Raw genomic sequence first — 16,291 nt, forward strand, 5'->3', positions numbered from 1 at the left:
TTCAAAGATAATAAAAAAGAAAATTAGTGATTAATTAGCAAAAAAATACCCTTTTCTAAAAGTAGAAAAGGGTATTTTTATATTATTTAAGGTAAATCTATTTCTTCCAGCTAAAAATCCTTGGATTTACAGAAATCATTAACCAAGCCCAATTGTTAGTATGACCGGCATCTCCGCTTTTCAAGAACTCTAAAGTTTTTGTACCAAACATTTGAGAATAACCTCCAGTTAGCGTAATGTCTTTTTTGAAATTGTAGCCTGCAGTAAAATCGACCTCAGTTCCTAAGTAAGAATCAAGTTTTTCATTTGTTGGAGTCACAACATCAGCGGCAGATAAAAATACGTGCGGCATTAATGCAAACTGCCATTTTTTGACATTATAACTTAGTTTTAAGTAGGCGTCTTGCAAACCAACGCTGTTTTGGTGATTTCCAACATAAAAATAATCCATATAACCATTAAAAGCATGATTGGTTCCAAATATTGGATTGAAGGATTTAATTACTGTACTGCCGTCATTTGTATCTTTTCCAGATAAAAATTCATAACCTAAACCAGCTTTAAAAGCATCAGAAATGTTGTAGCCTAAATAACCAGCGGCATTCCATGCGCTTACCTGTTTGTCTGTACTTTTACCAGTTTGTCCATATAACCAGAAATTAGTATCTAATTTACCTGTTTTATAGGTTAAATAGGTTCCGAAAGTCTGTTTGTAATCTACCAATAATTTTGCGTCGGCATTGGCATATTCATAGCCAGTATTTAGGGCTAATAAACTTAAACCTAAATTACTGAAAGATGTATGGTACCAAGCATATTGCATAGCTTTGTAATTGGCAACAGTGTATGGAGTTTGCACTATATTTTCGGCATTTGAGTTGTATGCAAATCCCATATCAAGCTGCTGGTTTTTTGGACGAAAAGTAACCAGTACTGCATCGTGACTTTGCCCTTGTTGCAACCAATCGATTTCACCCATTATACGCTGATTGTCATAAGAGAGTACTTGACGCCCAACTCTTGCGCTCCATTTCTCGGTGAAGTTGTATTGTGCCCAAGCTTCAAAAATGGCAACTCCATTTTTATCAGCTGTGGTTGTGGTTGGTACATCTCCCCAGGTTCTAATGTTTTGAAAAGTTAATTTAACAATCAAATCATCTTGCTTAAAATTTAAATTTAGACGAGAACGCTGTGAGATTTGTGAAGTTCCTTCTTGACCTTCTGGTAATAAAGTTTTGTATCCGTTTCGATATTCAAAACGTGGTCTTAATTGTAAGTTGGCATCAAATTCTTGTGCTTGCATGGCAGCACCAAATCCTAGAAAAAGTAAGGATAGAATTATTCTAGTTTTTTTCATATCTATGATGGTTTAATAAAAGACAAATTTATCTTATAATGATTTTATTTTTAGTGATATTAATCATATTTGATAATTATTTTTAAACTTTTAATGCGCTTATTTTCTGTCTATTACTTTTGCCAAAGCCAGTTGTTTTTCGTTCATGATTTTAGTTACTGTATAATGCATCCAAACGAGACAAATGGTCGAGAATAGTAAAATAAAAATCCATGAACTTGACCAAATTCCTGTTGCGGTCAGCAAGTATCCAAAAATGATTGGGCCTAAAAAGCCTCCCAAACCGCCAATCATTCCAACCATACCTCCAACAACACCAACCTCTGTAGGGAAATATTCTGGGATATGTTTGTAAACTGCTGCTTTGCCAATTCCCCAAGAAATTCCGATTAAAATTACTAAAATTAAGAATACCCACATATTAGCATCGAATTTTATTACTGTAATTCCTTTTGCCAGCAGCTCTTTTTTCTTTACGGTTTGGTTCTGTGCTACAACAACTTGCTGCCAAGATGTTCGAGTTGGGAGAATTGTATTTTCAGAATTGTTTTCCTGTTTTTGTGTAATGTCAAATTCGGTTTCACCTATTTTAATATTATCTTTTGTAATAGAAGTTACAGTTCCTTTTTTTGTTGCAAGAACTCCGGGACCTGTAGTCGTGATTTCCATTTTCGGAACCATTAATAGAGCACTTAAAACAGCAGAAGAACTCAAAACCCAATACATAACTTTTCGCGCACCAAATTTATCTGATAAATAACCTCCAAAAGCTCTGATTACACCAGAAGGAAGACTGAACATTGTGGCAAATAATCCGCCCATAACTAAACTGGTTTGATAAACGTTCATAAAATTGGGCAGCAGCCATTGCGAGTATGCAACAAAACAACCAAAAACTAAAAAGTAATAAGCTCCAAAACGCCAAACTCTAGCTGATTTTAGTGAACCAAGCATTTGACGAACGCTTTTTGTATGGTTCTCTATTTTTTTGTTTTTAGCAAAAATTAAAAAGGCAATTCCAATTAGAACAAGAGAAAAGGCGTAGATAATTGGAAGTATTTTCCAACCATTTTGCGGATCCTCTAAAGAGAAATGATTTAATAATGAAGGCGCTAAAAATGTGGTAATTGCAGCTCCCGCATTTCCCATTCCGAAGATTCCTAAAGCACGTCCCTGCCATTCTTTTGGATACCAGATTGAAGTATAACCAATTCCTACAGCAAAACTAGTTCCTACCATTCCGAAGAAGAAACTAAGTAGAGCAAACATAAAAAAACTGTCGGCATAGGGAAGGAGGAACAGCGGAATTGAGCTAAGCAGCAGTAAAAGTGAAAAGACATATTTTCCTCCAAATTTATCTGTGAGCATGCCAATTGGTAAGCGCATAATTGAGCCTGTTAAAATTGGAATTCCTAAGAGCCATCCAACTTGAACAACGCTCCAATGGAAAATTCCGTTATCGACCAAAAAGGTTACTAAAACCCCGTTTAATGTCCAGCAGGCAAAACACACTGTAAAGGCCAATGTGTTCAAAAATAAAATTTTGTGTGATTGAGATAATGAGTTTGTAGTTTTCATAGCACTTATATTTTTATGTAAAAATAAGTACTATAACTTAGTTAAAAGATGCTAAAACGCAGTTTTTGAAAAATAATTACGTATTAATACGTAATTTTTAAATCAATGAATATTCAGCAGCTTTGTTAGAAAGTTCCATTAAGTTTTTAACTTTCAACTTTTTCATCAGATTAAAACGGTGCACTTCAGCAGTACGTTTACTTATATCAAGCGCTTCAGCAATTTCTTTGTTTCCTTTTCCAGATAATAAAAGAGTCAGAATTTCTTTTTCTCTTTTGGTAATCATCATTTCTTCACTTAGATTTTGTTTAGGTTCTAGTGATGTTGACGAATTTGTAAGCTGACTTATTAGTATAGAAGAAATATCGCCGCTAAAGTATTTTCCGCCGGCAGCCACTGTGTGTAAAGCTTTCAAGAATTCTTCTTTACTAGAACCTTTCAGCAAATAACCATCGGCACCCGCTTTTATAGATTTCAATACATATTCTTCAGATTCATGCATAGAAAGCATAATAATCTTTACGTTGTTATTTTCGCTTCTAAGTTTTTCTACTACCTCGATGCCTGTTAAATTTGGCATACGAATATCTACTATAAGTAAATCTGGTTTGCTTCCGGCAACAACATCAAGTGCATCGGCACCATCAATTGCTTCACCAACGACCTCAATATTTGCTTCATTTTCAAGTAAAGATTTAATTCCATCTCTTACAAAAACATGGTCGTCTGCCAGCACTACACGAATGATATTACTCATAGTTTACTTAAATTAGATTTTTGGTTTTTTACGTATATTCATCTATAAAGAAGACGCTAATATACGTACTTTTTTTAAAAGTAAATTCCGATTTGCGAAATTCTACAGTCCAATATTAAAAAATCATTAGAAAATTAAGTTCAGAATATTCAAATCTCAAATTCAATTGCTTACGGTATTGTCAGGCTGAGTTGAGTCGAAGTTCGCGCAAAGCAGCTCCATAATCTAAAGCGGGACTCTTTGTAGCGCTACTTGCGAAGATTTGCTCCGCTTGTTCGCTATCGCCCGGGTCTCCTTTGTCGAGATGATAAATTAGATAATTAGCCATTTTGCCAATTAGAAAAATGTGATGATGATTTTGTCGATTTACTTTGAGTGGGCTTCGACTTCGCTCGGCCTGACAAATGGAAGTTCGACGTTTAAGTAATTATCAAATTATCTAATTGACTAATTTTCTCCTTTGAGAATCGGGATATTGAAGGTAATTCTGGTTCCTTCGCCAGGTATCGATTTGATGAAAACACGGCCGTTAATGTATTGAATTCTTTCTTTCATAAACAATAAGCCCATTCCAGATTCACTGTTTCGTTTTTTATCGACGGCATTGATGTCAAAACCTTTTCCGTTATCGTCAATTATGATACTTAGTAAAGTTTCGCTGTGTGAAAGCTGTACAATAATATGCGATGATTCGGCGTATTTTATGGCGTTGTTGATCGCTTCCTGAGTTAGGCGATAGATATTTATTTCGATTAAAGAATCTAATCGCTGATTGAAATCGGTTTTATTGTAGAAAAGAATTTCTTTTCCAGTTAGTTTTGAAAGTTCCTGCGTAAGTTTTGCCAAAGAAGAAACAATTCCGTGATCGCTTAATTCGGGCGGCATTAAATTGAAAGTTGCCGTGCGTACACCTTTTATAATGTCTAGTGAAAGCTTTTTTAGATACTCAATTTTTTGTTCTGATTTTTCTCTGTCATCTAAATTGATGCTTTCCAAACTAAACTTTAAACCAGTCAGCATTTGACCAATTCCGTCATGAATTTCTTTAGCGATTCGGTTTTGTTCATTTTCTTGATTTTCAACAATTTTACTCGAAATAATCTTTTGCTGATTGATTTTTTCAGTACTATTTTCAAGATTCAAACGTTCGACTTCTCTTTGCGCTTTTTTACGTTCAGTGATATTGAAACAAACGATTAAAAGTTCCAATTCGTCTTTTTTGATCATAACTGGAACCATTGAAAGATCAAGCCAAATCTCAACACTTTCTTTGGTAACAATTTTAATTTCGCCTTGCCAGCCGCTTCGTTGTTTTTCAAATATCAAACGATCAAAATTGGTTTGTTCTTTTTCGTCTGTAGTTAATACTTCAGAGAATTTTTTGTTGGATAAAAACTTGGTATAATTAAGAAGTTTGGCAAATTTTTCGCCAATATGAATAATAGAACCATCAGGTGCAATTCGGCAATAGAGCAGTGTGTTTTCCATTGCATAATTGAGTGACTTTAATTCTTTAACCGAATTTTCCTTGATTTCGCTAAGTATTTCAGTATCGTATGCAAGCTTTAAAGCTTTCTTTTCAGAAGATAAAAGCTTGGCAATTAATCGTTCAATTTTTTTATTAGTTGGTCTAAAAATGAAAAGGAATTCTAAAAGCAATACCAAAAGTGTAAACCCAAAAATCCAGTATTCAATTCGGCGTTGTTCGGTTACTTTTTCGTGCGCTTCGAGATCGTATTGGGTTACAATCTGATTCATTTTAGAAAGAAAGATTCCTTCATTTTCTAAAATTACATTTACTAGTTTTTGATTTTCTGCAGCTTGTTTGTTCTGCTTTAAATTCAACAAAAACGAATCGGTTGTATTTGCAATTTTATTGAAAATCGGGTTTATTTCAAGATATAATTTAGAAAGTGTTTCTGATTTTTCTTTTGGAAAAGCTAAGCTGTCACTGCCATTTTCGAGTGCATTTTGGTTCTTTTTCCAAAGTGATAAAACGTCATTTAAATGCGAAATTTGCTTTGCAGAAGCGTTATTAGAAACATACTGCAGAATCAGAACTTCTTTTACGATTTTCTGACTCAGCATTCGTTGTTTTCCTGAAAAATTTATGATTTTAGAATCACTTAACTGCTGATTTAGATTGTATTGTACTAAAATCTGACTGATAATTATAGTTACAGCGATAGTAAGAAGCGCAAAAAAATACAGTCGTCGTAAATTTTTGAAAGTGATTTTGTCTTCTTCCTGATTGCTTTTCTTCATAAAGTCAGTTTACAATCCTAAAGATGCTTTTATAAGATTTAGATTTTCTTCAGAATAGTTGATTTTTAAGGCTTCCTGATGTCCTTTATCCGACATTTTATCCCAGGTTTTTTTGATGATGTTTTTTAGTTTCTCTTCATCGTGTTTATGAACGAAAGGATCTAAATAATATTCTAAAAATACAAGACAGATAACATCTTCTAATAATTGTGTTTCGTGATCTTTTTTAAGTAGTTTTTTCTCTATTAAAAATGAAACGCGATCTATAAAAGTTTCATCATAGCCTGCTTTTACAAGAATTTCGGCAGTTGTTTTTGCATGGAATTTTTTCAGTTCTTCTCTCCATTTCAAATAACCAACGCGATCCATTGGATACGATTCGCGGGCAACTTTCCATCGACAGATGTGTTGTGCTTTTGACGCAATTTGTATTTCTTCAGATGCATTTGGTTCGAACTGCATCAATCTTTCGTACATCCTGTTTGAATACAATAATTCTTTTGGATATTCTTTGTTTTGGTCAGTTTCTATGTTTGGATCTTGTGCGTTTTCAGCATCAATCCATTCGCTTGCTTTTTGAAAAGGTGTAGTCATTTTTTGGTTAGATAATAGATTTCAAAGATACGGAATTTGTGAAAATGTGAAATGTGAAAAATAAAATGTAATAGGTAATATTTTAAAATGTGAAAAATAGTATGATCTCCATATTTCATGTTTCATATTTTACTTCTCACATCTTACATATTCGCTAATCTACAAACCCAACAAAAACTTCATTCTCCACAACTTTAATAGGATACGTTGCAATTTTAAAATCTTCTCCGTTTAGGTTTGAACCATCGACTAATGAGAATGTTTTTTTATGCATCGGACAGGCGATTTTCGGAATATCATCTGTAGAACCTGTCATTCCTCTTGAAAGTACCATTTCCATTTTGTGTGGGCAGGCATTTTGACAAGCGTACCATTCGTTTCGGCGGGCAAAATTAAAAATGGCAATCTGCTTGTTTTTGTATTTAATACAGCCGCCGCGATTGGTTGGAAAATCTTCTACATTACCTGCTTTGAACCAAATTGTTGCATCGCTCGCGCTAACCGTTTCGTATTGATTTAAGATTTCTTCCATTTTGATTGAGTTTTGATTTCCTGTTTCTTAGCCCTCTTTTTACGATCAATAGAGTTTGATGGCGCAGTAAAAAAGAGGGTAAGAAGGACAGCAAACGTTTAATGATTTTTTTCTTTTTTTTTTGGAGCAATTTTTTTTCCCGCAGATTTGGCAGATTTAGGCGATTTTTTTTAATCTTTTTAATCCTTTAATCTGTGGCTTTTATTTTTAAACACATAGAAACATAGACTTTTTTTTGTTTGAGAAATAGAATTAAAAGAAACTAATTTCTAACACATAGCTATGTGTATTTATGCAAGTGAAACGCCTTTTTTGAGTTCAATCCCGAAGCTTCTGGACTATGTCTCTATGTGTTAAAATTTGAGTTTATGTCCACGCTTTAGGCATTTTTTGATCTCTTAGCGGAACAAAAACAGCATTTTCGTCTTTTTCATCAGAGTTTATAAAGTGATTGAAACGTTTTAATAATCTTGGTTTTTCTAAAACCTGTTTCCATTCGCATTCAAAAGTGTTTACTAAAGTCTGCATTTCTGTTTCAAGTGTTTCGCAGATTCCTAAACTGTCTTCAATGATAACTTCTTTTAAATATTCTAAGCCTCCGTCTAGTTTTTCTAACCAAGTTGAAGTTCGAATCAGCGGACCAGCAGTTCTGATGTAATACATTAAAAATCTGTCCATGTATTTGATTACTGTTTCTTTGTCAATTTTTTCAGCTAGTAAAACGGCATGTTTTGGGTTCGCTCCGCCATTTCCTGCGATGTATAAATTCCATCCGCCTTCAACTGCAATTAATCCGAAATCTTTTCCTCTAGCTTCAGCACATTCACGAATGCAGGCAGAAACGCCGCCTTTTAGTTTATGCGGAGAACGAATTCCTTTATATCTGTTTTCAAGTTCTATGGCAAATCCGGCGCTATCGTCCATTCCGTAGCGGCACCAAGCATTTCCAACGCAGCTTTTTACAGCACGAAGTGATTTTCCATAAGCGTGACCGCTTTCGAAACCATTATCAATTAAAATTTTCCAGATTTTAGGTAAATCACTTAAATGTGCTCCGAATAAATCAACTCTTTGTGCTCCCGTTATTTTGGTGTATAATTCGAATTGTTTTGCCACTTCGCCAATTACGATTAGTTTCTCGGCAGTAATTTCTCCTCCAGCAACTCTTGGAACAACAGAATAAGTTCCGTTTCGTTGAATGTTGGCTAAAAATCTGTCGTTTGTATCTTGAGTTGTAACGTGTTTATTTGCGGTATCGTTGTAAATACTAGAAAAAATTGATGCTACAACTGGTTTACAGATTTCGCAGCCGTCGCCTTTTCCATGGTGATCTAAAACATCGTAGAAATTCTCATATTTATTGATTTTTACCAAATCGAATAATTCTTGACGATTATAATTAAAATGTTCGCAGATCACTTCTTTTACTTCCTTTCCTAAAGATTTTTGAGTGGCTTTTACCAAATCAGAAACCATTGGTTTACAACCTCCACAGCCAGAAGTTGCTTTGGTTGCTTTTACAACATCAGAAAATGTAGCGCAGCTTTCATCTAAAATTTTGCAGCAGATAGCGCCTTTTGTAACATTTTCGCAAGAACAAATTACGGCTGTATCTGGCAAATCCATAACACTTCCTAAGCTTGAACCTTCGGAACCGTCGCGAGAACCTAAAATCAAATCTTCTGGATTTTTAGGTAATGCCATTGCGTTGCTGTAAATCTGGAAAAGCGAATTATAATCACTTGAATCTCCAACTAAAATTCCGCCTAAAAGCGTTTTAGAATCTTTGGTAACGTTGATTCTTTTGTAAATACCGCTTAGTTTATTCTCATAAATAATGGCAGTTACATTTTCATTTTCGATAAAAGGATCACCAAAACTCGCAACTTCAACACCAATTAATTTCAATTGTGTTGACATATCGATGGTTTCTCTCATGGTTTTTGAACCATTTAAGATTTGCTCAGCCGCAACATCAGCCATTTCGTAACCTGGAGCAACAAGTCCGTAAATGTTTTGGTTATATAGTGCAGCTTCTCCAATCGCGTAAATAGAAGGATCTGATGTCTGCATTTGATTGTTTACCACGATTCCGCCTCTCACACCAACTTCAAGTCCAGAAACTCTTGCCAGTTCGTCGCGAGGTTTTATTCCGGCAGAAATAACCAACATATCCACTTTTAACAATTCTTCATTAGCAAACATCATTCCCGTTATATTTTCCTTTCCGTCAATATATTGCGTTGCTTTATTAAGGTGAATTCCAATGTTTAATTCTTCAATTTTAGATTGAAGCATATCGCTTGCGCCTTGATCTAATTGTCTTGGCATCAAACGTGGAGCAAATTCGACCACATGCGGATTCAGTCCTAAATCTCTAACAGCTTTTGCTGCTTCAAGTCCTAATAAACCGCCTCCTAAAACAGCTGCTTCTGTTGCGCCTTTTATTTTTATCTTTTTGGCATAAGCCATAATTGCATCAAGATCTTCGATAGTTCTGTAAACAAAAACGCCTTCTTTTTCGACTCCGTCAATTGGAGGCACAAAAGCTGAAGAACCTGTGGCTAAAACTAAGTAGTCGTACGTATGTGTTTTTTCTAAATGCGTATGTATTGTTTTTTCTTCCCGATTAATGTCTGTAATTAATTCAGAGGTATTTAGAATAATATTGTTTTCTGCGTACCAGCTGTTTGTTGATAATGAAAGATCATCTGCTGTTTTTCCTCCAAAGTATTCGCTTAAGTGAACACGATCGTAAGCACGTCGCGGTTCTTCACCAAATACGGTAATCTGATACTTTTCTTGTCCTGATTTTGCGATGAACTTTTCACAAAATTTATAACCAACCATGCCGTTTCCAACTACTATTACTCTAATCATGATTTCTTTAATTAAGTATTATTACGCAAATATAAGTATTTATACTTATTTACGTACGTAATATTGTTAATTTTTAAGTATTGGTTGTTTATTTTGAATACGTATTTTATCGTAATCCTTTACGTAATGCGGAATGTGTGCAAATTGGAGTACTTATAATTATTTCAAATTTGAAAAGATTCTAAATAAGTAATTCAGAAAAAAATCGTAAATTCATAAGAAATTTACTCGTATTTAGTTAAAAACGATATTTCAAATAAAAATGTTATGAAAAGGATACTTTCGCTTGTGTTTATATTTTCTTTGACGATAGGCTGTAAATCTACAGCGGGCAAAACTTCGGATAAACAAACGACTTCTGAATATGGATCTCAGGAAGATGAGATGAAGTACTATTTTACAGCAACCGGAAACGAACCATTTTGGGGATTAAAAATGGGAAATGATAATATTGTATTTACTTCTTTGATTCCAGGAAAGGAAAAACTTGTTTTTGCGCCTGTTGATGCCATAAAAGCTATGGATGCGAATGTTAAGATGTATAAAGTCAGTAATGAAACTACATCAGCGACTATTACAATTCAGCAGGTAGATTGTCAGGATTCGATGTCGGGCGCTATTTCTCCTTATAAAGTTTCAGTAGAAATTAAAAATAATACGGAATTACAAACCGAAAAAATTGGAGGCTGCGGAAAGTATAATACTGATTATCGTCTTCATGATATCTGGGTTTTGGAAGAACTGAATGGCTATAAAGTTTTTGCTTCTGATTTTCAAAAAGAAATGCCTAGAATCGAAATCAACTCAACAGAAAATAGATTTTCAGGCTACGGCGGCTGTAATGCTATAAGCGGACAAATTTTTTATGAAAAAGGTATACTGCGATTTACGAGAGTTCTTTCGACACTTATGGCTTGTCCCCAAGGAAATAAGGAAAGCGAGTTTACAAAAGCACTGCAAAGCACAACAACTTATTCTATTGAAAATAACAGATTAACGTTGTCAAATCCTTCTGCGAAGCTGTTGGTTTTTAGAAAGGTGGATTAATTTTGTCATTTCGAGGAAGGAGGAATTTCCACAAGTAACTCGACAAAGATTGGATTCTCGTTGCGTGCTCAGCATGTGGAGATTCATCCTTCCTCGGAATGACAAGATTGTGTTGAATTTTTTGTATTCAAAGTATTGGAATCCGTTGCTATAAAAATCTATCCTTCAGAGTTTTTTTAAGAGCTGAAAGCTCGAAATATATTGTAGAGAGGGATTTCAATCCCTTTAACACAATGAATTGACCATTTTCAGGAAGATCTATTCCAATAATTCTTTAGGATCTTCATCGTCACCTTCTACAAAATCTAATTCTAAAGCTCTAACAGTTTGAACTGCATTTCCTGCAATACCACGAATCGAACCGTACATTCCTAAAGTATTGTGAACTACTTTTTCGATTTGTTTTTCGCGTTGTTTCCAGATTCTCTGCATAGCTCTTTTTTCTGAGTCTAAGTCGCTTTGCATTTGTGTAAAACCTTCTACAATTCCTTCAATCTGTAAACGAAATTCGTTGCTGGTTAAAAAATCATACAGCATTGACATTTTATCGCCTTTGTTTTCCTGCGCCTGAACTGCCTGACTTACCTGAATTAGTGATTGACGTAAAACAGCAGTTAAACCTTTAAATTCTTCATAAGTACAAATCCAGATTCCGTCTCGCATTCCCATTCTTTCCATTCCGTTTGGCATTACTTCGGTCACCAAAACACCAATATTAGCTCTTTTGGTTCTAATATCATTTTTGAATTTCTCAATCCAAGATGGTTGAAAGGCTTTTGTTCTTTTGCTTTCGTAGTAAATAGAACCACAGTTTTGCAATTCGCGGGTATTGACAATTTGAAGACAATCGGCACCATTCGCGCCTTTTTTGATTTCGTCGATAGTGTCAAGCGGAAAATTATTTGCCAGCCATTCTTCAATCGCTAATTCCATTACTTCACCTTGCAATTGCATAGAACCTTGTTCCTGCTTGCGTTTCATTTCCTCGATCAGCTTTTTTTGATCGTCAGATTGTTTTTGGTATTCTTTTATTTTTAGTTCGTTTTTCTCTTCTTCTTGTTTGCGGATTTTATCGCGTTCCAGAACTAAAGTTGCATTTAGTTGCTTTTGTGCTTCGGCTTCGATTGCCTCTTTCATCTCCAGTTTTTCACGCTGAAGTTTTGCAATTTCGCCTGTCATTTTATTCAATTCACGAAGTTTCTCAGATTTTTCAGATAGCTCTTTTTCCATCAAAAGCATGCGGTCTTTATTTTCTTCTTCGAGTTTGGCTTTTAGTTTTTCTCCGATTTCTTTTTCGGCCGTTTTTTTCTCACGCTCCAAACGTTCTGCAAAGAGTTCATTTTCCTGCTTTTTCTTGGCTTCAAAATCGGCTTTAGCTTTTTCGAATTGCTCGTTTTTTAATTCCAGTTCTTTTGCCTGAGAAGCAGCTTTTTGCTGAAATTCTTTACGAATACTATCTTCTAACTGATGTTTTAAGATGTCGTTTACGTCGATATTTTCTCCGCAGTTCGGGCACTGAATTGAAGATTGCTCTGCCATTTTATTTTGATTTTTTAACTGAAATTATAATTTGCTAAGATATTTAAAAGTTATCTTTTTATGATTGCGAAAGACGTGATAAATTGTAACGATTTTTTGGGTTGCCACTAATTGTTTTTGAAATAATCTCGCAAAGTCACAGAGACGCATAGTTTTTTAGCCACAGATTGAAAAGATTAAGAGGATTTCCTTTTATTTTTGTCATTTCGACGAAGGAGAAATCTCGGCAAGCAGCTCCGCTCCTAATAAGCCAATCTTTGTGGAGCTTCTCGTGGAGATTTGCTTCGCCTGTTCGCTGTCGCTCGGGTCTCCTTCGTCGAAATGACAAACTGTATGCGCTTCATTCGTACTAAAAAAAAACTTGGCGTCTCAGCGACTTTGTGTCAACAAAAATTCAACAGCAGATCTCGTAATTTCAGAATCATCTTCTTTTAAAGTGATAATAGAAACATCTGTTCGTAAATTGACTTTTTTTAGTGCAATAAAACCAATCTCAGGATCATGATTGTTTTTTGCAATATTGGACGGAACAATCGAAATTCCTAAACCATTTTTGACTAATTGTACAATTGAATTAATATTATTGGCTTCGTGAATGATCTTCGGCGTAAAGCCATAAAAGGCGCAGAGTTCCAATAAAACTTCGTGATAATGCGGTGCATAATCTTTGTTGAAGAACACGAAAGTTTCATCTTTTAAATTCACTATTTCTTTTTCGGATTTCAGTTGAATTTTATTTTTATTATAGACAATTGAAAATCCATCTTGAAACCATAAATGTGATTGTATTTTTGGAGATTTTATTGGTGAACGAATAATTCCCATTTCGATTTTTCCTTGTTCTAAAGCGTCGATTTGTTTGGTCGTAGATACTTCAAAAAGTTTGAAATTAACATAAGGGAATTGTAGTTTCAGATGTTTTATTAATTCGGAAATTACAGAGGAGTAAATCGAGCTGATGTAGGCGATTCTGAATTCGCCCGAAACATTCTCGGCAATCTTTTTTGTTTTTATAGAAATGCGTTCCAAATTCTGAAAGAGTGCTTTCACTTCCTTTTCGAAATATTTCCCAGCTTCCGTTAGTTCTACTTTTTTATTGTTCCGAATAAATAGTTTTGCCTGAAGTTCTTCTTCTAGTTCAATTATCTGACGGCTTAACGGCGGCTGTGAAATAAAAAGTTTCTCAGAAGCTTTGGTAAAGTTCAGTTCTTCGGCTACAGCCAAAAAGTATTTTAAGTGACGTAATTCCATGATACTTTTAAAGTATTGTTGATTGATAAAAATAGTATTTTTAAAGTATTTATGAAAGAGATAATTTTGAAAAAAGTAAAAAGAACTCTCTCGCAGATCTGCGTTGCTAATTCGCTATCGCTTTGGTTGCAGATTGAGCAGATTATAGTTTAGATAAAATAATCATCTTAACTACAATATTCCGATCAATAATAGCAAAAAGATTCGCTTAATCTGCTCCCGATAGCTATCGGGACTGCGAGAGATTTAAAAAAACATTGACTATGAAAAAATCAACTATTGCAGAAATCAAAGAACGATTTGATAATGATGTCGAACGATTTTCGAATTTAGAAACGGGACAATTGTCTACAATTGATGCTAAAATTTCGTTGGAGTTAATTACGGAAGCTTCTAAAAGAATTGTTCCAAATGCTACTCATGTTTTGGATATTGGCTGCGGTGCGGGAAATTACACTTTAATGATGTTGTCTAAAGTGCCGAATTTAAATTGCACTTTGGTCGATTTGAGTTTGCCAATGCTGGATAAAGCTTTTGAAAGAGTTTCAGTTGAAACAAATGGAAAAGTCGAAATTAAACAAGGTGATATTCGCGAAGTAGATTTGGAGGAAAATACTTTTGATATCATTTTAGCAGGAGCTGTTTTGCATCATTTAAGAGATGATCAGGATTGGGAAACTACTTTTGCTAAAATATTTAAATTATTAAAACCGGGCGGCTGTTTTATGATTTCGGATTTGATTACACAAGACACGGAATTGTTGAACGAATATACTTGGCAGCGCTATGGAGAATATTTAGAAGGAATAGGAGGGGCGGAATATCGTAAAAATGTCTTTGATTATATTGCAAAAGAAGATACGCCAAGATCAATGAATTATCAATTGGATTTAATGAAAAAAGTAGGTTTCAAAAGCGTCGAAATTTTACACAAGAATATGTGTTTTGGTGCTTTTGGTGGAATTAAATAGCCACAAATTACTGTAATTTATGGCTTAAAAAATTTATGCGATAACTGGCATAGGAAATTTGGTTCTTAAATCAAAAACTAGTTCTGATGCTCCGTTTTGTTGCAGGTAATCTAATTTTTTAACTGCTTCTTCAAGCGTTGGAATATGCCCTATTGGAATCCACCACATTGCTGTGTGCGCTTTTCCGAATTTCAGAAACCATTCTTTTCGGCGTTTTAAAAACTCGCTGTGGAAGGTTTTGTACATATAATGTTCCAGCGTTTCGATGTTTTCCCAAACCGAAACGTTTACAATGATCTGTTCGTCATTATAAGGATTCAAGTTTGTCGCATTGTAGCTGTCATCTTTTAGACGCCAGACAAATCCTTCGCTTTTTTCGGCTAAAGTATTTACTAAATCTAAGTTGTCTACAAATTCTTTCATGATAGGATCGTTGATGTCGACACCTTTCATTTTTGCGATGTTAATTTCCGCAAGATGATATTGGCTCATATTTTATTGGATAAAGAAATGGCAATTTAATTTTTTTATGAATAATCTTTCAGCAGCAAATTCACGAATTATTTTAAAAAACTTTGAGTATAAATTTTAAAAATAATTGGTGAATTAGCGTTATAAAAAAACAACTTATAAAACTTGTGCGGTTTTGTAAACTTGAATTGGAGCGGCAACAAAAGTTTCGCTTTTAGTGATGAAATCTTGCAAATGAGATTGGTTGTTATGAAGATCTAAGCCGGTTTGATCTTTCCATTCTTCCCAAATAATAAAAACATTTTCTGCATGATGAAGATCATAGCGTACGCATGCCGCTTCTTTTCTAGTTTCGGTAACTAAATCATTTAATAAGCTGTGAAGCTGCTGCGTGTTTTCTTTCTTGCTTTTTATAATGGCAGTTATAGATATCATGGTTATATGGTTTTGAAAATTTGTGCTAAATGGTTTGTGTATTCAGATTTAAAGATACTAATATTTTCAGATGTAGCACCTTTTTCGACATCATGAAAATGAAATCCGTCAAGTTTTTGCATTCCCACAAATTTGTTCATTTTATGAAAACCAAACATAGCACCATCGTCTACCGAAGTTTCTTCGAAAAATTCTCCCGGAAGTGTAAAAGCAGTTGCGGGCGCATTCCAACTTGTAGTAAGCATATATTTACGTCCGTGTAAAAGTCCGCCGGTTCCGTAATTAATGTCTGGATTTGTTCTGGTTCTTCCGTCACTTTTGTAAATTCCTTTGTTGTGTCCTGCGGTGAAAACATCGTCGATGTATTTTTTGAAAAGATTTGGTAATTGAAACCACCAAACAGGAGTGTGATACACTACTACATCTGCCCAAACGAATTTTTCTACTTCTTCTTCAAGATCGATTTCTTGTTTGATGTCAGTTGTTTTTATTTCGTAATTTTTACTTTTTAAAAATTCAATTGTCCAGTCTGTAACGGTTTCATTGAATTTTCCGCCTGAGTGAGCGAAATTTTGACTGCCGTTGATTATAAATATTTTTTTCATTTTACGTTT

At 34.5% G+C, this 16,291-nt stretch carries 14 protein-coding genes; 2 read left to right on the top strand and 12 right to left on the bottom strand.

The features are described from left to right. Positions 1-97 precede the first annotated feature (97 nt). From B0A81_RS19710 to nirB, 7 genes are all read right to left on the bottom strand, one after another. Positions 98-1,357, bottom strand: coding sequence for an alginate export family protein (locus B0A81_RS19710; protein WP_089059599.1), 1,260 nt, complete (start codon positions 1,355-1,357; stop codon positions 98-100). Between the two features lie 99 nt (positions 1,358-1,456). After that, positions 1,457-2,935, bottom strand: coding sequence for an MFS transporter (locus B0A81_RS19715; protein ID WP_089059600.1), 1,479 nt, complete (start codon positions 2,933-2,935; stop codon positions 1,457-1,459). Between the two features lie 97 nt (positions 2,936-3,032). After that, entirely contained in the window at positions 3,033-3,692 is a 660-nt protein-coding gene (locus B0A81_RS19720) for a response regulator transcription factor (protein ID WP_089059601.1), read from the bottom strand. A 447-nt stretch (positions 3,693-4,139) separates the two neighbouring features. Further along, complete coding sequence (locus B0A81_RS19725) at positions 4,140-5,957, bottom strand: PAS domain-containing sensor histidine kinase (RefSeq protein WP_089059602.1); 1,818 nt, start codon at positions 5,955-5,957, stop codon at positions 4,140-4,142. 9 nt (positions 5,958-5,966) lie between these two features. Then, a complete protein-coding gene (locus B0A81_RS19730) occupies positions 5,967-6,551 on the bottom strand; it encodes a DUF4202 domain-containing protein (RefSeq protein ID WP_089059603.1) in 585 nt (194 codons plus the stop codon). A gap of 154 nt (positions 6,552-6,705) precedes the next feature. Then, positions 6,706-7,083, bottom strand: coding sequence for a nitrite reductase small subunit NirD (gene nirD / locus B0A81_RS19735; protein ID WP_089059604.1), 378 nt, complete (start codon positions 7,081-7,083; stop codon positions 6,706-6,708). Positions 7,084-7,449: 366 nt separating this feature from the next. Further along, positions 7,450-9,963, bottom strand: coding sequence for a nitrite reductase large subunit NirB (gene nirB / locus B0A81_RS19740; RefSeq protein WP_089059605.1), 2,514 nt, complete (start codon positions 9,961-9,963; stop codon positions 7,450-7,452). 267 nt (positions 9,964-10,230) lie between these two features. Between nirB and B0A81_RS19745 the strand changes: the two genes are divergently transcribed. Next, positions 10,231-11,010: an META domain-containing protein gene (locus B0A81_RS19745; protein WP_089059606.1), complete on the top strand. Its 780-nt coding sequence runs from the start codon at positions 10,231-10,233 to the stop codon at positions 11,008-11,010. 258 nt (positions 11,011-11,268) lie between these two features. Here the strand turns inward: B0A81_RS19745 and B0A81_RS19750 are convergent, their stop codons facing one another. Next, positions 11,269-12,549 (bottom strand): DUF2130 domain-containing protein, encoded by a 1,281-nt coding sequence (locus B0A81_RS19750; protein ID WP_089059607.1) that lies wholly within the window; start codon positions 12,547-12,549, stop codon positions 11,269-11,271. A 369-nt stretch (positions 12,550-12,918) separates the two neighbouring features. Continuing rightward, the gene (locus B0A81_RS19755) at positions 12,919-13,800 is read right to left on the bottom strand and encodes a LysR family transcriptional regulator (protein ID WP_089059608.1); all 882 of its coding nucleotides are present in this window, start codon (positions 13,798-13,800) and stop codon (positions 12,919-12,921) included. Positions 13,801-14,063: 263 nt separating this feature from the next. Here B0A81_RS19755 and B0A81_RS19760 point away from each other — a divergent pair, with 263 nt between their 5' ends. Then, entirely contained in the window at positions 14,064-14,771 is a 708-nt protein-coding gene (locus tag B0A81_RS19760) for a class I SAM-dependent methyltransferase (RefSeq protein ID WP_089059609.1), read from the top strand. 33 nt (positions 14,772-14,804) lie between these two features. Here the strand turns inward: B0A81_RS19760 and B0A81_RS19765 are convergent, their stop codons facing one another. The 3 genes from B0A81_RS19765 to B0A81_RS19775 form a co-directional block, all read right to left on the bottom strand. Beyond that, a complete protein-coding gene (locus B0A81_RS19765) occupies positions 14,805-15,263 on the bottom strand; it encodes a DUF3291 domain-containing protein (protein WP_089059610.1) in 459 nt (152 codons plus the stop codon). A gap of 135 nt (positions 15,264-15,398) precedes the next feature. Then, positions 15,399-15,677, bottom strand: a complete 279-nt coding sequence (locus B0A81_RS19770) for a putative quinol monooxygenase (RefSeq protein WP_089052765.1) — start codon at positions 15,675-15,677, stop codon at positions 15,399-15,401. 2 nt (positions 15,678-15,679) lie between these two features. After that, on the bottom strand, positions 15,680-16,282 hold the full coding sequence (locus B0A81_RS19775; RefSeq protein WP_089059611.1) for an NAD(P)H-dependent oxidoreductase: 603 nt from the start codon (positions 16,280-16,282) through the stop codon (positions 15,680-15,682). Positions 16,283-16,291: the final 9 nt, after the last annotated feature.

The organism is Flavobacterium plurextorum, from assembly GCF_002217395.1.
GTDB classification, from domain to species: Bacteria; Bacteroidota; Bacteroidia; order Flavobacteriales; family Flavobacteriaceae; genus Flavobacterium; species Flavobacterium plurextorum.